Origin of the sequence: Bradyrhizobium centrolobii (assembly GCF_001641635.1) — a bacterium.
GTDB classification, from domain to species: domain Bacteria; phylum Pseudomonadota; class Alphaproteobacteria; order Rhizobiales; family Xanthobacteraceae; genus Bradyrhizobium; species Bradyrhizobium centrolobii.
Window position 1 is genome coordinate 12,767 of record NZ_LUUB01000013.1, and the last position, 23,895, is coordinate 36,661.

Consider the following 23,895-nt stretch of genomic DNA (forward strand, 5'->3'; position numbering starts at 1 on the left):
TGCGTCCCGTGTTCGGTCATGACCAGTTCGAAATGGCTGACCCCGCATCCTACTTTCGACGCGTATTCGGTATGCCGCTCCAGCAAGGCGACGATATCTAACCCGTCCTCACCGCTTACTCGTTGACCCGGAGTATAGCGATTGAACATCGCCTTAAAGACGACGAGCGTCAACTTGCTTGGCGAAACTTCGTGTCGCCTGTTCAACCGGCTTTGAACGTCCCATTTAGACTGATCCTTCTGCAAGTATGAGCGCCGGGATTTCCAGAAATTCAAATTGGGCTTCACATCCACCATGCGCGCAGATGGGCTTCTTTAGAGTGATCGGCCTCTGGAATTTGGTGCGTTTACACTTTGGACAGGAAAACTGTGCCCGGAACGCCTTGAACTCATCCCAGCGGGCGCGTTCGTCCCCAATCGAGCCATCGCCGTAAGGACCATCCTGAAAATGACTGCCGAAATTCTCAATCTCGCCCTTCTGCAAGCTGGCCAGGAAGCGATTATTGACGCCCGCAACCGGCTGCGGATCCAATTTAGCTTCCTTGAGGAAGCTCGCAAGCGCCGAGGCCAGCTCACCGCGCTCGTACGAATAGGCTCTTTCCAGGGCACGTATCCGCAGGCTCACGCCAAACTCACGACAGATTTTAAGCAACCATTCTTCCTCGGCTTGACGCATCTCGTTGGCCGCTGACTGTCCACCATCCCAACGCGCCTTGATCATCTCGTCACTTACCTTGTGATCGGCAAAACAAGGTCCATGTGTGGGATCAAGACGAATGACCCGCGTGAACTGCCAATTGTTCACCTCTTGCTGATCCTTCAGATAGTTGAAGAACCGTTCGTCATGGGTGGTGATCAGGATCTGGCAATCGCTAAATTTGGTAGCAATAAGAGCGGCAATCGTCCGTCGATGGTCGGCATCATAGGAGGTGACGATATCGTCGAGTGCGATGATCGGCGCCGATTTATTGAACTGCTTAATCGCTGCTAGCCGCAAGGCGAGCGCCACCGAATGGATCTGAGAATCGCTTAAGTACCCGCCGGGCTGCACGCCTGGACGGTTCCCTGCAAAGTCGATGAGGAGGCTAAGCCGCTGTTGATTCGTATCATCTTCAGCCGGCAGTTCAAAACGAATGGGTGCCGCTCCAGGCCCCTGGATCGTTCTATAGATGTCATTCATTGGTTTCTGCAGCGTGTCGAGCAGCGCCTGCACTTTCTTGCGGATTTCTCCCGAAATCGTCGTCGCCTGGATGATCAAAGCGTTCGAAAGCTTCTCCAGCTCCTGCTGACTCCGCGCCGCCAACAAATGCTCGGACTGCAGCTCAAGCAGACGATCTAGCTTGGCCTTCGCTTTGGCGTAGGTGTGCTCCCCTTGATTAGCCTCGATCTCTGCTATCTTCGCGTTGATTTGGCTCAGCAGCGCCGATATCGAGGCAATGATGGCAGTTGAGGTCGGTGCCTTGCCGTTGGACCAGGATTCGACGGCGGCTTGATAGCCTTCGATCTCCATCTTGACAGCCCCATCCGCATCGGCGAGCAGTCCGGAAAGCCCCGGCAGTGCGCCGAGCAGTCGAAGCCGAGCCCGACTCACCGCTGCGTTCGCCTCGTCGAGAGCAGCCTTCGCTACAGCATAATCGGCCAACTCGTCGAGGTGCTTGGCTATATGTGCGCGAATCCCGTCTGCGCTTCCGGCTGTCGTCTCCGCAATCGGCGTCGTGCAGACCGGACAATTTGCGAGGTTCGGGCTGTCTTCAGTAAAGAACGGCTCCACAGCCTTCCATAGAGCCTGGAAACTGGCATTTGCCGCCTTGCCACGCTCGTCCGCTTCTGTAGCGACTGCCTTGGAGAGACCAGCGACGGCCCCCTCAAATACTGGAACGGCGCCACTGAGGGTCGTCGCCCCCGTCTCCTCATTGATGATCTCATTGAAGAGTGCTGCTGCCGCCTGTCGGGTCACGCGCAGACCCGCAAGGCCGATCTGATGCTCCTCTGCTTTCGCGCGATGACTGAGATCAGTATAGGCAGCATCGGACACGTCCAGCGCCTTCAGCACCAGGCTTTTATCGAGCGCCGCAAGGACGATGGTATTCACATGAGCCAGAGCCGCAGCCGCGTCCCAGGCGGGAACGCTGTTAGCCGTTTCCGTAGCGAACTGCGCATCCACTCGTTTCTGGGCTGTCAGGTCCTCGGCTGCAGCCTTGACCTGAGAACGGAGCGCGCGGAGGTTCTTTTGCAGGTCGACGAGCGGTCCGAGCTGTAACCAGGTCGCAATATCGGCATAACGCTGCTCGGGCGTATGGGATTCCACAAATGTCCGCAGCGTATAGCCGCGAATAATCGGGCTTACTGCAAAGCATTGGTACACCGATGCTGCAATCGCTGGCATCGACCGCTTCGCGCCCGCAGCTGCCCGAGTTTCACTTGTGACAGTCTTGCCAGTGACGAAGCCGATCGTCACGGCCGGAGTGAGCTTTGCATCCTTGGCCAGATTGTGCGCCAAGGCGACAATACCCGCATTGTTGTTACTCGTCCGGATGCCAAGCCGCTCAAGCGTGCCATCTTTCGAGAACATGAATTCCAGCGCGTCAATCATGCTGGATTTGCCGTGTCCATTTGGCGCGAAGATTGCAAGACACCGCTTCTTCGAAAAGTCGAACGTTGTTGGTTGTAGGAAGGCTCGAAATGCCGTGAGCCCCAGCGTTCGAATAAAGTAGGGCGCATCAGCCATGGGCGTTATCCTTCGGAGAGGCCGCGCGTTGAGCTGCCAGCTTCACGATCGCAGCCTTCGTCAGGCTCACCACATCCTGCGCTGGCGCGACCTGTAACAGGTGAGTGCTGATGATGTTGGCGAGCTCGGGATCGACGCCATCCTGCTTGGACAGGTGCAGCCCCAATTCCTCGATAAATACCGCCGTCGAATCTGGCGACTGTTCGTTGCTGCCCATTTACCCCATATCGGTAGTTCGCGTTTGCGCGTAACCGGCCCCTTATTTTGCATCGAAATGAATTGATCGCGAAAACCCAGTCCGTCAACCTATGGCGGCCGCATCGCCCCAGATTTTGAAACTCTGCTACTCCGTTCAACAGCACGTCCGGCCTTTGATGTCCTTCTCCGAGAGTTATGGAGACACGATCGCCGATCTGAGCAAGCCCTCGCGTCGACCCGTGCCGGCGCGCGGGCCGACCTCGTCGGTTCTTCGGCGGATTCAACCCCGATTGCCTCCTTCTTGCTGGTGGTCCAAGGCAAGCAACCGAAGCCATCGTCGCCGACGTTGCGACACGAACCGAAGCAGACCTCGCGCTCGACGTTCGCAACGGCCCAAGGCGTGGTCAGTCCACCCCTCTGTCGTGTACTGCTTTCATGTCCCGGATCAAACTCATAATCAGGCCGACTGTTTATCGCGGGATATGCAGTGCAGGCTAGCGGGACACGGAGCCAGTTCGCGCAGACATTCGGCGTTTTTCCTGCCTCGATGCAGGATTCCAGCGAACGAGGGGTGCGCAGGCTTGGTCCATGCTGCGATCTCGACGACTCGCAACGTGTGCCCAGAGGAAAAATGTTCAGTCGAAGACTAAAGTTGTTCCCCCGGCCTGAGCCGTCGACCTCATAACACTCGTTAAGACTGTCCACGAAGCAGACCCGAAAATTTCGCTCTACGAAGCTTCACTGTCACAAGACCCAAACGTATTCATTGTATTCGTCGCTGCGGCCACACTTCGCCGAAGTCGACTGCCCCTCACCGGATGAGCGATCCTGTCAGGATATCAGGTCGGCGGAATTTGGCAGTGAATGGAAGACCTCAGCCAACGTGGATACACTTAGGTTCCTTGTGAATTAGCGCGATGCTGCAAACTCCTCGAAAATTCGACAATGTGCTGCGCTGAGACGGGCTATCGAGGATGCTGTCCGGATGGTGCCAGAAACAAAGCGAACGACTTCGCTGAAGGCATGTCTTGCCGAAAAGGTGCTAACTTTGGCCACAGCGGGCGAAACGGATTCAACTTGCCTAGCGCGTCTCGCAGTGGAGGCAGTCCAGCAGGCGTGTCCAAGCTGCGGCGGATGTGCGGGGTGGAGACCGGCAAACAATCACCCTCACAGCTCATCTGCAAAGTGATTGACCTGCTCTTTACGGGTCGACGTGGTTGGTTGGGCGGTAGGCGTGGATCGGACACCCGGTCGCTCGCGCGATATCAGGCTTCTCCTCGCATCATATCATTTCACTGCGTACGCAGCCGCAGCCTCGGGAATACAGTAAGTCAACAACCCTGCTCCGCACGTTCAACGCGCATGAATTCGCCTGGCGGTTCGGCAGAGCATCACGTCTCATGGCGCCCGCACCCTTCAAAGGCGGTTGCTACTGGTGCATCACTCTGAGTTCCGAACACCTGAGGTCATCCTGCACGACGGCCACACTCATGCGCCCGCCCGGTAGCCGCAATCATTCCGAGGACCTTCAACCGCCTTCACAGTCTCCAAGGGAGCGGATTGGACCAAGGGACGAATGAGCTCGTGGCCCCACGCGACCGGAATCACTCTCGCGAGCAACTGGCATATGGCGCCACGCATCTAATGTGTTTTCGTGGGCTGCCCGGCCGATCGCCGATCCAGCGCGGCCAGGCTCCTCAAGCCTCTGGTTTTGCATCATGATCACAGCTGCTCCCAACTACGCTGGCAGATCGGCCCAGACATATGAAGGACCATCCAGCAGAGTTTCGTGATCCGGAACGTAGATATTGTCGAACACCTTAATGCGATGAGCTGCTACCGATCCGACGATGATGAAGGGGAGCACAACGTGCTCTTGGTCTTCAAAGCTGTCCGCATCAACTATGCGAAGAAACCTCAGGTCAAACTGCCCCAAGTTGATCTGCGGCATTGCCGATTCTATCAGATGATCTTGGACGCAAGAGGTTCCTCGAGCGATCTCTTTCCTTATATTGTCGAGCGCCATAAAGAGATACGAAAGCTCATCAAGGTCGGAACGGCTGAAGCGTCGCAAACGCGACGACATCGGCACGCCGTTTTTGTACCGCACTGTCGGCACGAATCGTATCTCGCAGTCAAGCAGCAGGTCTGCGACGGCCCGCTTCACCAGAAGCGCCTGTTGGATATCCTTTAGGCCGAAATAGCTGCGAGTTGGTCGGGCGTAGCAGATCCAGCGAATCGCGCCGGTAATCGCCTCCTTCAGAAGCGCCTCTGGTCCGCCCAAACGAAGCTGACATTCGCCCTGGGAGACCAATGTTCGATATCCCGGCGGAAACATCTCCGCGTCGTTCGACGAGATCACAGCAGTCGCGCCGGCGCGCAGTGCAAACAGGATATCCTCGTCCAGATTGAAGTCGTAGTTGTCACCCGGTCTCAGCTGGATCTTGTTCGGGTAGACAGTGACAATTGCCACATCGTTCTCGACTGCGGCTCTTCTGATGAGTGCCGCGTGCCCTGCGTGCAGCGCACCGAGCGTGTGGACTGTGCCGATCGTCTGGCCAGTTCTGGCAACCTCCGTGAGGAAGGCCTTGCCGTCTAACAGAGACGTGAGATGCATACTTGCACTTCCACTTGTCGAATTGGCACCGGGTTTGCTGCTGAGTCAGATCCAACGTGGTCCATCTCGATCCCAGGATCGATGGTGGAGAGCGCCTTGGAGGCGCCCGTCGACAAAGGGCGTCTGAAAGACGAACGGCCCAATACCTCTCCTGCTCTCAACCGCGACATGGCATCTCGTCCAAACCGATGACTCGGTTGCAGGAGATCAGGTTGACCCATTTCGGCCACGTCCCATCAACAACGAAAAGTCAGTTAAGTACCGTGAAGTTGCGCTGTGTGGATCCTTGAGATCCTTCAAGGCAGTCCCGAGTCCAGGACATCGGTCTGCAAAGAACGGTGGCTCGAATGTCGTAATCGTCGCATCTGAAAAGTCAGCCTTCACGAAGCTTGCTTGAAAAGGCGATATCCCGCTCAAATTCGCCTTTCGGAGCGACGATTGGTTCATCCGAGCGTATGCGGTGCGGGCAGCCTCGAGGCTACTTCCGGCCATTCCTGCTGCGATATACGACTGAACGAGGTTGGCGCCCTCAAAATTGGCGTCGTTCAACGCCATGGATTGCGGGGGATCTCCGGTGATCATTGATCGGTATAGATAGGCATGTGCGAAGTCCGAATTCGTCATGTCGCAGTCGCGCATAAACGCGCAGCGGCCGCGAAAGCCATTGAATTTTGCGGATCGCATTGTGCTCTCCACAATGGAGATGGTCTCCCCTGACGCATGAGACAGGTCGGCTCCGTCAAGCTGAGATGAACGAATAGACGCGCCGTTCAACACCGCTCCAGTCAGGTTCGCCTCAGTCAAATTGACAGACACAAGCCGCGCCTCCGTTAAATCTGCCTGTTCAAGCTCCGACTTCGAAAGATTTGAGAGGCTGAAATCCGCAAATGGCGCGTTGAGCGCTTTGGCGAGAATGCGTCCGCTCGCCTTTGAAAGCCTGAAGTGCGGGAGGTGGGCATCTTCCAAAACGAGATCGTTGATCGAGGTCGGGCGCAGAATCGACAAACTCTCGCCCCTCGAGCGGCAAAACGAGGAACCAGCCAGATGGGCCTTCGTCATCGTCACCTGGTTCAGCTTGGCAGAGCGGAATGAAGACCGCGGAAGGAAGCACTCATTGATGATGGAACCCTGCAATTCGGCGCCCTCGAAGACCGCATGGGCGGCGTCGCACTGATAGAAGAGCACGCCACTTAAAATCGCCTTGTCAAAACGCGTCCGTCTCATACTGCAGCCGTGGAACAGGCTGCCGGTTGCATCGATGACGTTACGTAAACTCGCATCATCGAAATTGCACACTTGCGCAGCCATTGCATGCATATAGGCGAAGTCGAGCTTGGCTCTGCGAAAGCTCGCTTTTTCCAGTCCTGGGCAGATAAGGTTGGCTTCAGACAGATCGGCTCCATCGAGCTTAGCGCCGTGGAGCTGCGCACGGTTCAGGACAGATCGCTGCAACGAAAATTCCGATAGATCACAGCCGCTAAGATTTGCGGAAGATAACTGTAGACCTATTCCGGTTTTTTTGATCGCCTCCTCGGTTCGTTTCCTGACCGCAGCTATCGCCGACGCTCGCTCGCCCAATCTGCTCCAGAAACGCAAAAATTCTCCATCTGATGAGGAGCTGCATTGGGACACTGGCTGGACGGCAGTATCTTCACGCATGCCGACGTCGCGTTCGGCGTCGATAGCTGGCGACATTCTTAGATCTTTCAATGCTGTGCGATGACGAGCGGATTCTTGCCGGCCTCATGTTGACTGACGCCTTGTGAATTGCACTTGAGCCTATTGAAGATGACGCCGAGGAACTCGAGACCCGCCCCGTCTTGTCGGATCATCGAGCCGGAGACGCCTGCCATTTCAGAGCACGCGTCTCGTCATCTTTGGCGGCCCACATCTCGCCGTCATCTCTTTCGGCATACGATCCAGATGTCCAGAGGTGCGCTTGTGGCCGATCGAGAAGGAGCCGCTGTAGACATTGTCCTGCCAGCTGCTCGATCGAGATTTATGTTCTTGCGGTGCCGTTCTCTTTAATCGAGGTATCAACGACAGAGCTGACGCGGCCGAAATCGGGCACAGGGCCGCCCCACTCCAGGCAAATGTTGCCAACTGATAACTACGTTCTCGGTTCAACGCTCTCGCCAACTCGAGCGATAGCGGCGGGGTTCGGGACATCGGAGCTACCCCTGCGTTCCGTGAGATGCTCGACTTACCGATAGGCTTCTCGTCGCAAATTGCATTCTTTCCCAGTGAAGCCATGTTTCCTCTCCGTTGGTGGATGATCACACTTCAGCGAGCCATTTGAGAGCTTGTTGCTCTCCTTAGGAAGCGATCACGCACCTGCAAAGAAGGAGAGCGTCGCTTGCCTTGCACGCCAGAACTCACTGAGCCGTCAGTCACTGTCACTTCATCTCGACAGCAACGTCCATGCCAGCCACATCAGGCGACCTAAGCGCTTGACAGGACGTCGAAAAAGTAAAAGGGACCAATGATCCCGGTTGCCTTGAACCTGACAAACCCGTACCGCTGTCTGACATCGAACATGATTGCAAGTTCCAACGGCATGCGCCGCCTTGCGCAGGCCATTTCGTGCGCCAACGCAACAAACGGGCAATGCCCAATACGCCGGCCAGGCGCATCGGAAAACACAAAGATCAGGCGCGCCCAGTCCTATGAAAACGAGCCGCCATGAAACCTCAGGGAGAAAGCCTTATGTTCGAAAAAGATGAGATCGGTCGAGGACGAGCCAACCAAGAGATCGACTTGCGAGCCGCCGAGACGGGGACAAGCCACAGATCACCCTTGCTCTTAAAGCTGTTGATCGGCCGGGTCTTTTTGGGCCCCTCGCCCCGTCCCGGCTTCGCCAATGATCGAGCAAACCACCAGAAGAAGCTTGATGCCGTCGCGATGCCGCCAAAGCACTCGACGTCGACACGCATCTCCACGCGAATTCGGCGGCGACCGGTCGTTTGAAGGGAATTTGCGGCGCTGCAACCGTGCGCGGGCAAGGATGCACTTTTTCGAAGGGAGGCGCGCTTTACGGGTGCAATCTGTAGCGCGGAGATCTTGAACAGCCTGCACCCGATCGCTGGGACGCATTCCGCTTGCCGTTTGAACGGGTTGCCGTTTGAAGGCGATCTAGCGATATACGCTCAACGTTGGATGCGTCTCGAGTCCATTGACGGATTTGCCGCAGGATCGGCGCATGCTGCTCCGCCTGGCTACGGACAGAGGAAAGAGATCGCGCGCGATGGTCGCAACGATGAGACTGCGAGCTTAACTCGTACATCCACGACTACATTGTACTGCCTTGGAATCCTATGCTCGACTTCACGAAGCTGGGCGAAGCCCGCTACGGGGCGCCGAGTGCAGGAAGGAATCGAACTGTGAATGTCGATTGATCCCTTGGGCCAGGTCGTACGTGGCATCTCACGCCAGCCAAAGCGAACGAGCGGCCCGCCTGGATAGCCGTTCGTGCTGGCACACATCAAGGTCGAGATAGCTTTATTGATAAAGGCTGGGAGGTAGGCGATGCTTCGGTACGACCTTAGTGCCAATCCGCGATCAATTCCGTGCGGTTTGGACTTGGACAGCAGCCAGACGCTCAGCTTCCTTGAGTGCGGCAGCTTTTGTCTTGAAGGGACCGATGTCGTTCTCTTGCGTGTCAGGCAACCAGGCGGGGAGAAACCACCATCCTCCTGGTCTTCCGTAACTGGCAGTGCTTCGCACTGATCCGATGCCATCGGCGGCGATGAACCAGCCAGAATCGATCCCATCCCGTCGCCATGAGCTTTCCGACATCGTTCCCACGTCCATCCTCGATAGAACCTCGGCTCCGGCGTTGGGTCGCGTTTTCCGAGGTTTGGGAACCAAATATAAGTCCACCGTTGGAGCTCGTCGAGAGCGCTCTTAAGAATATCCGCCGAAGGATCCGGCCGACGGCGTCGGTCAAAGATGCCTCTCGGATCGATCCCGCGGAGCTTCGCTACATTCGACGGGAGATGCGATCACCGTCCATATTCGGCAGTGCACGTCGAGGCGATGGTATAGTGGGGCCGGTCCAGGTTTCGAGATCGACGTCTTCTTTTCCACATCATCCGCTCTTTCGGGCGGACCGTGACGATGGTCGGTCGGCAGTCAAAGCAGGTTCGTCGAGCGGTAAGTCATCACTTCGCCTAGAGGCCTGCACTTGCCGAGGCAAATCGACCGCTGCAAGCCGCTACACAGACAAGATTCAAACCGCGGCTACGGCATCTCGGTCGCGACGAGACTGAGGCTGTCGCCCCAGCAAGGTGGGGACCGCCGCCAGGAGATCGCGCGTGTAGTCGTGCTGAGGTTCGGCAAAAATCGCTTCCGTATTCCCACTCTCGACGACCCGCCCATCACGCATGACCATTACACGGTCGCTGAGATAGCGGACAACGCCAAGATCATGCGAAATAAACAAATAGCTCACCCTTAACTGGGCCTTCAGATCCCCGAGCAGATCCAAGATCTGCGCCTGGATCGAAACGTCGAGCGCGGAGACCGGTTCATCACAGACGATCACCTTTGGCCTTGGCGCGATCGCGCGCGCGATGGCAACGCGCTGGCGCTGGCCGCCCGAGAGCTCAAGGGGCCGTCGATTGAGGAAAGCCGGTGACAGGCCAACGAGATCGAGGAGCTCGGCGACGCGCTTGTGCCGCTCCTGCCTCGTCTCGACGTCATCAAGGAGGCTATCGGCCAGGATGCGCCTCACCGTCCAGCACGGATCGAAAGAGCTGAGCGGATCCTGATAGATCACCGAGATTGAGCGGCGCCGCGCCCTGCGCTCGCGCTCGGTCAGTGTGGTCCAGGCCTCCCCCTGAAACAGAACGGCTCCCTCATCCGGCAGGTCCAGCGCCAAGGCCATGCGTGCCGTCGTGGACTTGCCGGATCCGGATTTGCCGACGAGCCCTAGAGTTTCGCCCGATCGCAGCTGGAAGGACACCTTATCGACGACCGTTCGCAAGATTCCGCCCGGCCCTTTGAAGCGCTTTACGAGATCTGTCGCCTCGATCACGATTTGAGAGGATCTCGTGGCAGACGGCTCCAGTAAGCGGCCGTGCGGTTGCGGCAGCCGGGGAGCCGGCGATGAAGACAGGCGCGAGCCGCGCCGCCGCCCAGAGGGGACGGCGTCCAGGAGCTGGCGGGTATAGGCGTGCTGGGGCTCGCGGAAGATCTGGTCCGCCGATCCGCGCTCGACGACCTCGCCTTGGCGCATGACCAGAACCTCGTCCGCCATGCGCGAGACCACAGCGAGATCATGGCTGATCAGGATGAGCGCCTTGCCGCGCGCCTTGGTCTCTTCAAGCAGGCCCAGGACCTGAGCTTGCACGGTGACGTCGAGAGCCGTGGTCGGCTCGTCGGCGATCAGGAGGCGAGGATCGAGCGCAAGGGCCGCGGCAATGAGCGCCCGCTGGCGCTGGCCGCCTGACAATTGATGCGGCAGCTGCAGCGCCTTGATTTCGGCGTCCTGGACACCAACGAGCTTGAGGAGCCCGATGACTTGGCTTTCGAGCTCCTCGCGGGAGGCGATAGCGCGGTGGAGGCGCAATCCTTCGCCGATTTCCTTCCCGACTGGGCGTAGCGGGTCGAGCGAGACGAGGGCATCCTGCAGAACGAAGCCGATATCCTTGCCACGGATGCGCCGCCAGGCGCGGTCATCAAAGCCCGTCAGATCCATGCCCGCAAAGTTCAGCCCGCGCGCATGAACACGAGCTCTGTGACCGGCGAGACCCACGAGAGCGCGAGCGGTCACACTCTTGCCGGAACCGGATTCGCCGACGATAGCAAGGCACCGCCCCGGCGCAAGCGAGAAGGACACACCGCGCACGGCCGTGCCCTCAGGCACGTTCCGAGCGAAGCAGACACGTAGCGAATCGACCGTGAGAAGTTGCGCCTCAGGCTGGACCAAGTGCAGCATATCAGCTCTTCCCTTCCAGGCGCTCGCCGAGATAGCGACCGAGCACGGTGACGCTGAGTGCAAAGACGACGACGGCGAGGCCCGGCATGATCTCGAGCCACCAGGCATAGATCACGTAGTTGCGTCCGGCATTGAGCAGCGCACCCCATTCAGGCGCCGGCGGGGCGACGCCGAGACCCAGAAAGGCAAGTCCTGATGCCCAGATGATGGCCTGGCCGACGCCAAGCGTCATCATGGCCGTCAGCGGATTCATCGCGTTGGGAAGAATGTGCCTGCGCACGATACGCAAATAAGGATGCCCGAGCGCCTTTGCAGCCTCGACATAGCCGGCCCCCTTCACAGCGAGCACCTGCCCCCGGATCATGCGCGCATAGCCGGGCGCCGTGCCGAGCCCGACCGCTATGATTTCGGTCAAGACCGTCGTTCCGAATACGGTTACGAACAGAAGCGCAAGAAAGAGCGTAGGTAACGCGAAAAGGACGTCGAAGAGCCTGCTCAGAACCGTATCGACGACCCCACCGACAAGTCCGGCGGTGACGCCGAGAATGAGTGCGAGGGAAAGGCTGAGCGCGGTCGCGCCAAGGCCGATCGAGAGCGACTGACCTGCCCCCTCGACAATTCGGGAGTAAAGATCCCGGCCCGATTGATCCGTCCCAAGCCAGTGCGCGATTGACGGCGCTTGCAACGAGGCCGTCAAATCAATCGCCAGTGGATCGTGCGTCTCGAGCCACTTGGGTGCGATCGCCGCAGCAAGAAAGAATCCGACGATCGTGACAGCTGCGTAGACCCGCAGAGGGACAGTTCGCACCCTTGCCAGCGTCCGCAGCAGATGCGGGAATGCGCCGGCTCCGCCAAGCACTTCGGAACTACTCATGTCAGTTTGATCCTGGGATCGACGATGCCGTAGGTAAGATCGACGACCGTGCTAGTGAGGACAAACAGGCCGGCGGAGACCAGGATCACGCCGGAGACGACGGGAATGTCGCGGGTGGAAGTCGCCGTGACAAGCACGCCCCCAAGTCCCTGACGAGCAAAGACAGCCTCGACCAGGACGGCCCCCGAAAGCAGCTTACCCAGAGCCCATCCCGACAAGGTGATGCCGGGCAAAGCTGCATGGCGAAGGACATGGCGAAAACGGACGCCCAGATCGCTCATCCCGCGCATCCGCGCCGAGGTCACGAAGGGCTGCTCGAGCACGCGCGTGAACTCGCTCACGACGACTTGTCCGAAGAATCCCGACAATTCTAGCGCCAAGGCCAGCGTTGGCAGAACCAGGGCGATCGGCGAGTTCCCTCCCGCCACCGGGAAGAGACGCAGCTTAATGGCAAAGACGACGAGCAGGATGGTCGCTAGCCAATAGGGCGGCAGAGTTGCCAATAGAACCTGTACCCCGCCGAGCAGCCTCGACCAGATATTGTCCCGGCCGGCTGCCAGGACTGTTGTCAGGATGGTGATGAGCCATGCCGCGATCAGAGCTGCGAGCGCGAGCACAATTGTCGGTCCGATCTGCTCCGCGACGACCTCGGCCACGGGCCGATGCTGCTGATAGGATTGACCGAGATCCCCGTGCCCGATCGCCCAAATGTATTTGGCGTATTGAACACCAAGCGGCTGGTCGAAGCCGTATTTGGCGTTGACCGCCGCAAGTTCTTGCCGTGATGCTTGCCCGACATTGCCGGTCATCACGTTGATGATGATCTGAGCCCGATCGCCGGGCAACAGGCATTGAACAAGGAAGGTGAACGTTGCCGCGGCCCACACCACGATGACGCCGGAGGCGAGGCGACGCGCTAGCCAGAAGAGGCGACTATTGGCTACCATCCTCATGGCGCTCATTTCCTCCCAGTGAAATAGGCGTCATAGAAGACGGGTTCGCCGACCGACCCGCGGTCCAGCCAAATGTCTTTCAGATTGAGCTGGGCGGCCAAAGTGACGTCCAAGACCGCAAAGCCAACCGCCGGAGCGTTCTCCACGAGCTTGCGTTCTGCCTGCTGATAGAGAGCGGTCCGCTCAGCGCCATCGAAGCTCTGTTCCGCTTTCTGAATGACGTCCCATAGCGTCAGATCGTGGTATCGTGAGGGATTGAAGCGGTTGAGCTGACCGTTCAGGTCGGGTTTCCACGAGATCCGGAAGATCTCCGCGCCAGGAGCAACCCAATAGAGCAGCGCCACCTCGTAGTCGTTGGGACCGAGGTTCCTACCGGCGAAGAAATCCGCCTGATTGGTCGGCTGAAGACGCACATCGAATCCGGCAGCCTTCGCCTGCTGCTGGATGACCTGCAATGCCTGCTCTCCGTCCGGCTTCAAGAACGAGCTGGAATAGGAGATGCGTACCAGAAGCGGCTTGCCATTCTTCAGGCGAATGCCCTGCCCGTTGTGCTCCGTCCAACCTGCCTGATCCAGGAGCCGATTGGCTTTGCCGATATCATAAGGATAGGACTGGCCAAGCTCCTTGATGTACTCTGGCGAGCTCTGGCTGAGCGCCCCGTTTCCTTCAAACGGTAGCGAGCCCAGGAAAGAGGATTCGATCGCCGCTTTTCGGTCCGCAGAATAGGCAAAGGCGCGACGGACCAGCACATCGTCAAAAGGGGGCCGGGCCGAATAGAGCGCAAGGCGCAAGGGGGTGCCGCCCGTAATGTGCCGCAGGACCGTGAAACGGGAATTGGCGTCTTTCCAGGCGACAGAAGGAATGTCGTAAGCTGTGTCAGATTCGCCCGTCAGCAGTGAGCCGTAGCGAACGGTCTGATCCGGGAAAAACCTCCAATCGATGCCGTCAACATAGGCCGGTCCCTGATGCTGTGCGGTCGCCGGCGGCGAATTGTAGTCCGGGTTGCGGCGGAAAATCACGTCCTTGCCGTGGTTCCATTTCTCGACGATGAACGGGCCCGACCCGACCGGTTTCTCGCAGTTGGCGGCAAGGCCACGCTTGAGCGCGGTTGGCGACAAAATGCCCTGAGAGGATTGGGAAAGAACGTTGAGCAGCGGCTGGAATGGTGTCCGCAATGTGATCCGCAGCCTCAAGGGCGCGGTCGCGCTTGCCGATTCAAAACTGTCGGTAAGGTACGGGGCCGCCGTCGGATTGCGAAGATCTGGACTATCGCTCAGCCATCCATTGATGTTGTCGGCGATGGCCTGAGCGTCGACGGGAGTTCCGTCAGTGAATTTCACATTGGGCTTGATCTCAAACGTGTAAATTTTCTTATCGTCCGAGATCGACCACGACGTGGCCAGCCACGGCACAATCTGGCCGTCTTGGGTGCGGGCAACCAGATTGTCGCTATATTGGCGCTGAAGGTACCATTGCTGTACCCAGCCTCCGAACAGGCAAGGCGGCTCCTGAAAATGGCCATAGCGAATAATGCCGCCTCGCTTTGCGCTGTCGGCTAAACCTTCCTGAGCAAGCGCCGCGGCCATGACGCCGATTTGCGGCAGGACTGCGAGCGCAAGCCCGATCGACGCTGCGTTTCGCTTGCGCCTGCGCGGCCGCTCCAGTGGAACGCTCAACGATCGTACAACGGAAGGAGGCATCTCGAACTCCGGCCTATAAGAGTGAAAAAGAGCGCGCTCGATAGCGAGTCACTGTCTTTCGAGGCGGCTACAATCCGGTCAGGCGATCGCCAGTTTTTCGGCTATTTCGCCCGGACGTGCGAGACCAAGACGCTCGCGTAAGGTCGTCTCGCGATATTCGGTTCGAAAAAGGCCGCGGCGTTGCAGCACCGGGACGACATGGTCGACAAAAGCGGGCGTACCGTCCTCCAGCACATCCGGTATGATGTTGAAGCCATCGACTGCGCCAGCGCGGAACCATTCCTCGATCGAATCGGCGATCTGCTCGGGCGCGCCCACCAGCACGCGATGGCCAAAGCCTTGAACGTTGCTGATGATCTCGCGGACCGTCAGGCCCTGTCGCACCAGATTTTCGATGGTGCGATGATGACCAACCGAAAACGGCACGCTGTTCGGGTCGGGCAACAGCTCTTCGGGAATAGGTTTGTCGAGGTTGAGCTTTTCGGCCGGCAGGTTCATGCCGTGCGCGAGGGCAACCAGAGCGGTCGGCAGATCAAGCAGCTCGTCGATCGCCCTCTTTCGGCGCTCGGCCTCCTCTTCGGTCCCACCGATGAGAGTGACGACGCCAGGCAAGATGATCGGGGTGGTCCTTCGGCCGAATTGACGCGAGAGCACGCGCAGGCGTTCGGCTTCGCGCTGCGCCGTCGGCAGGTCGCCGGCGGCCGCGAACACGACGTCGGCGCTGCGGGCAGCCAGGCGTAAGCCAGCATCCGATCCTCCAGCCTGAACGATGACGGGATGGCCCTGGGGTGAACCGGGATGGGTGAGTGGGCCGCGGATGGCGAAGGCATTTTTGCTCTGATCAAGGAGCCGGAAACGACCAGGATTGGCATAGGTTCCAGAAGCCTGATTGGCGATGATGATGTCATCCGCCCAGCTGAGCCACAGTGCCCGGACGGTTTCGACGAAGTCCTCGGCGCGCTCATAACGCTCCTCGCGCCCAAGCTCGCGACCGCCGAAGTTTGCCACCGTCGCTGTGCTCGATGTCGTGACCGCATTCCATGCGACGCGCCCCCCGCTGATGACATCGAGGGATTGGAAGCGGCGCGCCAGATTGTACGGCTCGTTATAGGTCGTCGACGCCGTCGCGATCAGGCCGATATGCCTGGTCTCGCGCGCGATCACGGTCAGAACAAGGGTCGGCTCAAGGCCATTGAGTGGCGGCCGGCGGGTAATGTCGAAGGGAATTGCCGGCGTATCTGCCAGAAAGACCGCGTCCAGCAGGCCACGCTCGGCGACCTTCGCGGCGCGAAGATAATGCTCGATATCGAAGAACGCGCTCGGATTGGTTCCCGGCCGCCGCCATGCTGCCGCGTGGCCGCCCGCGCCGTGAAGATTGAGACCGAGATGAAGCGTGCGGGTCGCTGACGACATGAAACCTCCAGGCAAGGCCGGCGGGCGCGGTTCGAGGATGAGCGGGGTTGACGAGACTATTGGGCGAGCTGACTTCGCGCTTCTGCGCGGCCGCTTGGCGCGCAGCACTTCCCGCAGAGCGTGAGAGCCGAGCGGACCATGAGAGGTGCGGGAGAATACCGGGCAGGACTGATCAATCGAGGCAAGGCCGTTCGGCTAACCGCTCCGTCAGCAGTGGTCACCACCAAGCGACCGAGACGCAAGCTGCGGCCGGATTCCCGCAAGAAAGGACGATGAACGGAATTGGGTGGATGTTTGGGCGTCTCCGACATTGTGCCGATCCGCTCGAACCGCCGTGTGCGAGGGGCTCCACTGGAACGCATGATCGTTAGCACGAACGTCCGCAACGAATGATTTTCCAACTCGCCTCCGACCGACGGCAGACGACCAACAACAACCAGCTCAAAGGCGGCGAACGCGTCAACCTTCGCGCGGTGACCGATACTCGCCGGCACCCCCACCCCGGACGATGATGCGCGCCACGAGGCGCCATGATGGGCCGCATTCATGGCATCGACGTCGAAGTTAAGCCGTCGGCGCGTGCTCATGTCAGCGCTCCACGTGGGGTTATGAGACGTGGCGCGATGCCTGATGGATGGAGCTGCCTTGATACAGCACCAAGGTAGCGCCTCCTTCGGCCTCCGCTCAAACAGGCTCACAAATCGCGCCATGACGAAAGCTACTCTCACGAAATCTCCACCTGCGATGCCACGATAGCTTTGATGTCGTTTTTAGCGAGAGCTCGATGACAATCGCAAGAGTTGCATATTTCAATCTATTCACGCGACTTGGCATCATCTTCTATGACGAGTGCTTTTCACCGCGCGTTTGCATCGATTGCTCTCATCAGTCGAGTTGAACGCACTCGATCAATGACGGGAAAGCAGCTCGCTCAAACGATCCGCGATGAGGATTGAGCACAACGAGCAGAATATTCGGCTCAAAAGTATGACGTGACGCGTTCGCACAGATCGTTCGCCGTTCGCATTATCTCGACGGACTGCGGTTATAGATCGGTTGCAGAGCGCCGAATATTGCCGCGGAACTGTCGCAGTTGAAGCGTTGGATCTCTTTGCGAACGACGCCTTCAGCCCCACCGTCACATCAACGCAGAAATTCAGCGACGATCCGCTTACCGATGCAGGATTTCATCGCCACTAACCAAAGCAAAGTGCGGGGTACGCATTCGCAGCTTCGTCACAGCACAAAGCCGGAAGCGACCTCCATTGCGACCCCACTAGAATAAGCACAGAAACGCAATTCTGCGCCATCCTGCGCTGGAATACGACAGCCGCTCGAAAGTATAAGACCATCCTTGACCCGAACGAGCTTGCCTTCCAAACGAACGAACTCACGCTCACCGAGATGACCCCCCTCACCTAACCATCTCCTTAGAGACGTTTCGCAGTCCTTGGTTCCCCCCCAACACATGTATCGAGCGCGCACGACGATGCATCGCATCTTTCAACGATACGTTGATCTTCTTTCTGCCGCTGAATATGCGGACGGCTTTTCAGAGGCGATGGCGGTTACCGCGACCGCACTCGGTCTGTCTCACTTTGCATATCTTGCGATGCCGCGGCGGCGCGGTAAGAGGCCACTGGTCATATCGACCTATCCGGTCGACTGGGTCAGCCACTATGTGCGCCGTCGCTATGAGCGCCTGGATCCGATCATCACGCTCGCGTTGGAGAGCACCGAACCATTCCAATGGGGGCTGGACCTGCCATCAAAACCACTCTCTGCGGCTCAGCAGAGATTTCTGCACGAAGCGGCTGATTTCGGCATCTGTATCGGCTTCACCGTCCCACTTCACGATGAGGACGGCTCGGTTGCGGCACTGACCTTTGCCGCCGACCAAAGGCGGCCTCAATTTGAAAAGTGTGTTGATCTGCAAGTGCCCGTGCTTCAGCTGATGGCCAGGTGCTTCCATTGGCAGGTACGCCGCAAGCTCTTGCAGGAGGTGACGATCGACGGAATCCCGCTGTCTCCCCGTGAGCTGGATTGTCTCGGATGGGCCGCCCGCGGCAAGACCACTTGGGAGATTGGACAGATCCTTGGCATATCCCGCAATACCGCGGCCTACTATCTCAATAGCGCCAGAAGCAAGCTCGGGGTCAAAACAGTCGTCCAGGCTGCCATGCGGCTCGCCGCTGCCAAAGCAGATAGGCAAGATTAAGACTCCGGTCCCGCAGAGCTGTACGGGATGATCTTCGCACGCAACTCCTTCAAACTTTCATCTTCTTGGGAGGGGTCATGATTCAGCTCATTACGGAGTCATCGTACGAGGCGTTCTCTTGCACCTTGGCGTCGATGTACAAGTTACGATACCGGGTCTTTAAGGAACGGCTAGACTGGAGCGTTATAACCAGCGGCGACATGGAGATGGACGAGTTCGACCTCCTTTGTCCGGCCTACCTCGTCCAAACGTCTCCTGACGGAAGGGTCGAAGGTACCGTTCGGCTTTTGCCGACCACGGGACCGACAATGGTCCGTGACACGTTTCCGATGCTTCTTGGGGGCCTGCCCGCCCCATTGGACCCGCAGGTCTGGGAGAGCAGCCGGTTCGCAATTGATGTGCCGCCAGATTGTCGCAAGGGCGAGCATGGCCTGGCAAAGGCAACTTACGAGCTTTTCGCAGGAATGCTCGAGTTCGGTCTCGCGCGGCGACTGAACAGCATCGTCACGGTCACCGACGTCCGCATGGAACGGATACTCAAGCGCGCCGGCTGGTCGCTCTCCCGGATCGCGCCTCCCTGCACCATCGGAAATACCCTCGCTCTGGCAGGACACCTCGAAGTCTCGGCAGATGTGCTTCAGAAAGTGCGGGCTGCCGGGGCTATCTCCGGGCCGGTTCTCTGGACGCCGGTCCTATTGGAGGCGGCGTGAACTACTCAAAGCCCGCCGCGAATTGTGCTCGCCAAGTGACTTTTCTCCATCTGCCATGTCGAAATCGATCGATTGCCTCCATCAACGCCGCCGAACACGCCATGCGCCATGGCTTCTTTGGGCCACCGCTCGCACGCGCTCCGGTTCGATTTCGCCGTCCGGAGGACGTGAATAACCCAAATCACGAGCATCCTTTCGAGCTGGACGTGATGAGTGAGATGGATCGCCCGAGCAAGCTCATCCCCTTCAAGGAAACAGGCGGCCATGTAAATGCGGCTGCCCGCTAGCGCGAGCCTGCGACGTGGAGAAGGCGTCCCACGAAGAGAGGTCTTAGTTGTCTTAAGCGATGATCGCGCCGGCCGGCTCACGGCAATCACAACCACCAATCCTCGCAATTGTCTGCACGCCCCCTTCCCGGGCTTCTTTTCAAGGACCAGCTATGGAGCAAAACGCAAATTCTGCGGATTTGACGGTCAGAGCCCGACGCCTCAATTTGGACCTCGACCACCTTCGGTTGGCGGTTGCCGCAGCTGACTTCGGGAGCTTTCGGCAAGCCGCGGAGAGCTTTTCGATGGCGCAGTCGTCTTTCAGCCGTTCTATCCTGCTACTGGAACATGCGCTTGGTATAACAATCTTCGAGCGATCAACTGCCGGGGTCAGAGCTACGCCCGCTGGACGCCATTTTCTGCGAACAGCGCGCTCGATCCTTGAACAGATGGATATGCTCGTCGCGAAACCGAAGGCCACCGATCATGGGGAAGGCGACCGCCTCACAATCGGATTCTGCACATCACTGACAACGGGTCATCTCCGGGCGACGCTGCTCGAACACAGATTGCGATTTCCGAAAGTCGCGCTTGGAACGGTTGAGCGATCCAGAACGCGATTGGTCACCGCGCTGCGCAATGGCGCGATTGACCTCTATATTGTAGCAGGAGATGTCGTCGATGTGGCCAGCAGGAGCGCCCCTCTTTGGAGCGAAGGTGTCTTTGTTGCTCTTCCGCCCGATCATCCCCTGGCTTTCCGGGAGGTCATCTCCTGCGACGATTTGGAGGACCAGAGCATTTTGATCAGCCAATACGATCCGGGGCGCGAACTCGAAGCGCTACTGAACGCAAAACTTACCACATCGAGAGAGGCGCCGCGGATCGAGCATCGCGATGTCAGCCGCGGAGAGATCAAGAATCTCGTCAGCATGGGCCTCGGCATCAGTCTCGTGCTGGAATCCGACGTTGACGCCAACTCTCCCGATCTCGTTTATCGAGAATTGCGCGATTGTCTGGAAAGCCGGATCTGCTTTTCCGCGGTCTGGCGCGAGGACAACAAGAACCCGGCTTTGGCGAAGTTCCTTCAGCTCTTGGCGGAGCGCTATCCTTTGTCTTCGGTTGCTTGACGCTTCTTTCGTGACTTGGCAAAGGCGCGATCGGTCGCCATGAAGCGCGCCACCATCGGCGCGATCAGCTTTCCGGGATCGCTGACCTTCTGGCCGGTTTCACGCGAGAGGACTTCCGCATACGCAATCAGATCGCGATGCACAGGGGCCGGCAATTCGACGGCCAGTCGAACGGGCTTGTCATCCGGAAGCGCTCCAATTTTAAGTCTCACCATGTTCACCCTCTATACGGTTCGAGCACGAGATCGCGGTTGACGATGACCCGCACCGGAAAACCGGGCCGGATCGTCAATGTCGGTTGAATGTTGAGGTTGCGCCGGACCACCTGGTCTCCCGCCTGGCTGAGGGACTCTCCCGCCCCGCGCCGCAGTGCCTGGATCAATGCGCCGTTGCTGGTGCCAGTGTCGGCCCCGGAGTTCACCTCGGTTCCAACAGAGAGCAGCGTCGACAGGGCCGCAGCTCCCAAGAGCTCCTTCCAGTGGTTGTCGACCTGATCCTCAAGACCGGCGTAGCCCGCGACGTCCGCTCCCGGCTGTCGTTCAAGCACAATCGAGCGTCCGTTTGGCATGATGAGGCGTGTCCAGACGAGCAGCACGCGCGACTGTCCGAAGGCGACCTGGCTGTCATAGATCCCGATCAGCCGGGCTCCTTGCGGGATCAGCCGCGACCGCCCCGTCGGGGTGTCGTAGACATTTTCGGTCACTTGGGCCGTGATTTGTCCGGGAAGATCGGAGCGGATGCCGGTAATCAGCGCAGCCGGAATCACCGTTCCCGCCTGGACGACAAAGGGCGAAGCGGCCTTCCGCAGGCGATCAGGACTTGTGGTTCGCCGATCAACGGAGGCATTGACGAAGGCAAGCTTGCGATCCTGCCCATTCTGCGCGAAGGCTTCATCGGAAGACGCGGCCCCGATCGCAGACGTCTCGCTGGGGGGCGTGGTCACAGCTGTCTGACGAATATTGGTGGATGCGAACAGCTTGCTGGTGCGGGCGGCCTCGCTTTCCTGGTTGCTGCGCTGCTTTTCGGCGTCGATCATCGCGAGCGAGCCGGATTGCGTTTGGGCCTGGGCTGCAACGATCGGCCGGCCCAGATCGCCCGGCAAGGGCGGTCCGAGCCGCGGCACATCGCGCGGGATTGCGGCATAATCTTTCGGCAGGGTCGAAACTTCGTCCGCAATAGTGTGATGGTCGGTCGAGTAGAGCTCTTCCGCCGTGCTCTCTCGCTTCTCGGTCCTTTGCAGCGCCCAAAGAATAGCTCCGGAGACAGCCGCGAGAGTAAGACCTGCAGCCGCAATCAAGGCCTTCCGCGACAGGCGTGCGACGCGCGGCCGGTCAGGCCGCAAGCGCAAGGATTGGGCAATCTGCTCGCGCGATTCCGGCTCCTCGCGCGATTCCGGTCGTGCCGGCTCGCGGCCGATCAGATCTTCGGGATTGCTCATAGCGATCTCCCCTCTGCGCGCACGATGCGGACCTTCTGCTGGCCTTCGCCGCCGAGCCGCAGTTCTGCGGCCGCAAACAGCCGATCCACGATGAGGAGATTGCCGTAAGCGCGGTAGTTGACGATCTCGGTCTTGCCGTCCGCTCCGATGACAAAGAGCGGCGGCATCTCGCCCTGGGTGATACCGGCTGAGAACTCGATGTAGACCTTGCGCCCATCGTCATAGGCGCCTAACGGACGCCAGGGCGGGCTGTCTCCTTCGATTGTATAGCGATAGCGCCGCTCGGTAAGATCCGGAATGTAGGGCCTCAGGGCCGCTGTCTTGCCAGGCGTGGAGCGAGGTTTCGGATAGAACCAGGCAACCGAAGGCATGTAGGGTTTTTCCCGAGAGCGGAGCTCAATCAGGTAGGTACGGCGGTCGGTATTGACGACGAGATTGGTCTGGAGCGAGGGGCGCGTTGGCTTGACCATGATGTGCACGCGGCGCGTATCCGCCTCGCCACTTTCGGTATCGCCCACGACCCAGCGCACCGTATCGCCTGCGGCAACCGGCCCCGAACCGATCAGCTGCTCACCGGGCTCGAGCGCAATATCGGTAATCTGTCCTGGTGAGGCGTAGATCTGGTAAAGCGCGCCCGGACTATAAGGAAACACCTGCACCGCGTTGAAATATCCGCCCTTGCGAGGCTCAACGCGCGCAGCCTCATTGGCATTCTCGATCCGCTCGATCGGTTCCTTGGCTTCACCCGCCTTGCCGCCGCGCGCCGGCGTCCAGGCGGGCGGGACGTGAAGCGGCCTCACGCGTTCATCGGCCAAGGTCGGCAAGTCGGGCGCGGGCGGGATCTCGCCATCATAGCTGATCTGCGGCGGCTTGAATGTGGTGCAGCCGCCAAGCGAAATCGCGCCAATCAGGAGTGCGGCCACGGCGCCCCGTCGGAACCTCTGGAGGTTCGGCACAAGAACTGGAGACGTCACTATCCGAACTCCTTCGACCAGTTGATGGCGTTGACGTAAATGCCGAGCGGATTTTTGCGAAGACGGTCAATATCCCGGGGCGGCTCAATGATAATGGCCAGGATCGCGCTCCAGCGCTCGGTCGCGGCAAGCTGGCCGTTGTCATAACGCCGCTCGGTCCAGGTGACGCGGAAGCTATCGGGCGAAGCCCGAATGACGCTCGAGATCTCCACCGCAACTTGCGTCTTCCCAAGCTTGGCGAAGGGATCATTGTTGCGGGCATAGTCGTTGAGCGCGGCAGCGCCCCGGTCCGTGGTAAAGTCATAGGCGCGCAGCCAGTCCTGGCGCAGCACGATGGCGTCGAGCGGAAGTCCGCGCACATGCTCGATGAAACGGGCAAGATGAAAGGCGATTTGCGGATCGCTCGGTCGATGGGAGCCATTTGCCGGGGCAACGGTTCGCGCTTCGCCCAGCCGATCAACTTCCACGACCCACGGCGTCACCGTTCCCTGTGCCGCCTGCCAGACGAGGGCGCTCGCAAATCCGGCCGACAAAAACAGGCAAGCAAAGGCCATCAGACGCCAGTTCTTGGCCTGCACGCGCGCCGAGCCAATACGATCGTCCCAGACCTGGGCTGCCTTCTGATAGGGCGTGACCGGCTCGGGCGTGCGGCCATAGTGAACGGCCGATCGTTTGAACATGAAAGTGATCTCCTCAAATTGAAACTGGCAGATTGAGTGCCGCTCGTGTTGAGTGCCGCTCT

At 59.2% G+C, this 23,895-nt stretch carries 18 protein-coding genes and 1 pseudogene; 5 read left to right on the forward strand and 14 right to left on the reverse strand.

Annotated elements, in window-relative coordinates:
• Window positions 1-8: 8 nt before the first annotated feature.
• From AYJ54_RS53830 to AYJ54_RS01245, 5 genes and pseudogenes are all read right to left on the reverse strand, one after another.
• A pseudogene (locus AYJ54_RS53830) lies at window positions 9-296 on the reverse strand (DUF3223 domain-containing protein); the annotation flags it as partial.
• A complete protein-coding gene (locus tag AYJ54_RS01230; RefSeq protein WP_063696074.1) occupies window positions 226-2,727 on the reverse strand; it encodes an AAA family ATPase in 2,502 nt (833 codons plus the stop codon). The gene AYJ54_RS01230 and the pseudogene AYJ54_RS53830, both read right to left, overlap by 71 nt.
• A complete protein-coding gene (locus tag AYJ54_RS01235) occupies window positions 2,720-2,944 on the reverse strand; it encodes a hypothetical protein (RefSeq protein ID WP_063696075.1) in 225 nt (74 codons plus the stop codon). The genes AYJ54_RS01230 and AYJ54_RS01235 overlap by 8 nt, the downstream gene beginning before the upstream one ends.
• Window positions 2,945-4,663: 1,719 nt before the next feature.
• Window positions 4,664-5,542, reverse strand: a complete 879-nt coding sequence (locus AYJ54_RS01240; RefSeq protein ID WP_063696076.1) for a pantoate--beta-alanine ligase — start codon at window positions 5,540-5,542, stop codon at window positions 4,664-4,666.
• Window positions 5,543-5,749: 207 nt separating this feature from the next.
• Window positions 5,750-7,237, reverse strand: coding sequence for a pentapeptide repeat-containing protein (locus AYJ54_RS01245; RefSeq protein WP_082905409.1), 1,488 nt, complete (start codon window positions 7,235-7,237; stop codon window positions 5,750-5,752).
• 1,011 nt (window positions 7,238-8,248) lie between these two features.
• Here AYJ54_RS01245 and AYJ54_RS48745 point away from each other — a divergent pair.
• Entirely contained in the window at window positions 8,249-8,509 is a 261-nt protein-coding gene (locus AYJ54_RS48745; RefSeq protein ID WP_136623352.1) for a hypothetical protein, read from the forward strand.
• Window positions 8,510-9,770: 1,261 nt separating this feature from the next.
• Here AYJ54_RS48745 and AYJ54_RS01250 read toward each other — a convergent pair.
• From AYJ54_RS01250 to AYJ54_RS01270, 5 genes are all read right to left on the reverse strand, one after another.
• Complete coding sequence (locus AYJ54_RS01250) at window positions 9,771-11,480, reverse strand: dipeptide ABC transporter ATP-binding protein (protein WP_082905410.1); 1,710 nt, start codon at window positions 11,478-11,480, stop codon at window positions 9,771-9,773.
• A 1-nt stretch (window position 11,481) separates the two neighbouring features.
• A complete protein-coding gene (locus AYJ54_RS01255; protein WP_082905411.1) occupies window positions 11,482-12,354 on the reverse strand; it encodes an ABC transporter permease in 873 nt (290 codons plus the stop codon).
• A complete protein-coding gene (locus AYJ54_RS01260) occupies window positions 12,351-13,316 on the reverse strand; it encodes an ABC transporter permease (protein ID WP_063696077.1) in 966 nt (321 codons plus the stop codon). Before AYJ54_RS01260 ends, AYJ54_RS01255 begins: the two co-directional genes overlap by 4 nt.
• Complete coding sequence (locus tag AYJ54_RS01265) at window positions 13,313-15,007, reverse strand: ABC transporter substrate-binding protein (RefSeq protein WP_063696078.1); 1,695 nt, start codon at window positions 15,005-15,007, stop codon at window positions 13,313-13,315. The genes AYJ54_RS01260 and AYJ54_RS01265 overlap by 4 nt, the downstream gene beginning before the upstream one ends.
• A gap of 78 nt (window positions 15,008-15,085) precedes the next feature.
• On the reverse strand, window positions 15,086-16,420 hold the full coding sequence (locus tag AYJ54_RS01270) for an NtaA/DmoA family FMN-dependent monooxygenase (protein WP_063696079.1): 1,335 nt from the start codon (window positions 16,418-16,420) through the stop codon (window positions 15,086-15,088).
• Window positions 16,421-17,909: 1,489 nt separating this feature from the next.
• On the opposite strand from AYJ54_RS01270, the gene AYJ54_RS01275 reads away from it, so the two are divergent.
• The 4 genes from AYJ54_RS01275 to AYJ54_RS01290 all read left to right on the forward strand — a co-directional run bounded on the left by AYJ54_RS01275 (window position 17,910) and on the right by AYJ54_RS01290 (window position 20,741).
• Window positions 17,910-18,638 (forward strand): LuxR family transcriptional regulator, encoded by a 729-nt coding sequence (locus AYJ54_RS01275; RefSeq protein ID WP_063696114.1) that lies wholly within the window; start codon window positions 17,910-17,912, stop codon window positions 18,636-18,638.
• 77 nt (window positions 18,639-18,715) lie between these two features.
• Window positions 18,716-19,348, forward strand: coding sequence for an acyl-homoserine-lactone synthase (locus tag AYJ54_RS01280; protein ID WP_063696080.1), 633 nt, complete (start codon window positions 18,716-18,718; stop codon window positions 19,346-19,348).
• Complete coding sequence (locus tag AYJ54_RS48750) at window positions 19,345-19,635, forward strand: hypothetical protein (RefSeq protein ID WP_136623353.1); 291 nt, start codon at window positions 19,345-19,347, stop codon at window positions 19,633-19,635. Before AYJ54_RS01280 ends, AYJ54_RS48750 begins: the two co-directional genes overlap by 4 nt.
• Before the next feature lie 152 nt (window positions 19,636-19,787).
• Window positions 19,788-20,741, forward strand: coding sequence for a LysR family transcriptional regulator (locus tag AYJ54_RS01290; protein WP_063696082.1), 954 nt, complete (start codon window positions 19,788-19,790; stop codon window positions 20,739-20,741).
• Here the strand turns inward: AYJ54_RS01290 and AYJ54_RS01295 are convergent.
• From AYJ54_RS01295 to trbF, 4 genes are read right to left on the reverse strand one after another with little or no spacing between them, the layout of a single operon-like run.
• Window positions 20,717-20,956: a DUF2274 domain-containing protein gene (locus tag AYJ54_RS01295; RefSeq protein ID WP_063696083.1), complete on the reverse strand. Its 240-nt coding sequence runs from the start codon at window positions 20,954-20,956 to the stop codon at window positions 20,717-20,719. The two genes, AYJ54_RS01290 and AYJ54_RS01295, sit on opposite strands and share 25 nt — an antisense overlap.
• A 2-nt stretch (window positions 20,957-20,958) precedes the next feature.
• A complete protein-coding gene (locus tag AYJ54_RS01300) occupies window positions 20,959-22,179 on the reverse strand; it encodes a TraB/TrbI/VirB10 family type IV secretion system protein (RefSeq protein ID WP_063696084.1) in 1,221 nt (406 codons plus the stop codon).
• Window positions 22,176-23,153, reverse strand: coding sequence for a P-type conjugative transfer protein TrbG (trbG, locus tag AYJ54_RS01305; protein ID WP_063696085.1), 978 nt, complete (start codon window positions 23,151-23,153; stop codon window positions 22,176-22,178). The genes AYJ54_RS01300 and trbG overlap by 4 nt, the downstream gene beginning before the upstream one ends.
• On the reverse strand, window positions 23,153-23,833 hold the full coding sequence (gene trbF / locus AYJ54_RS01310; protein WP_063696086.1) for a conjugal transfer protein TrbF: 681 nt from the start codon (window positions 23,831-23,833) through the stop codon (window positions 23,153-23,155). The genes trbG and trbF overlap by 1 nt, the downstream gene beginning before the upstream one ends.
• Window positions 23,834-23,895: the final 62 nt, after the last annotated feature.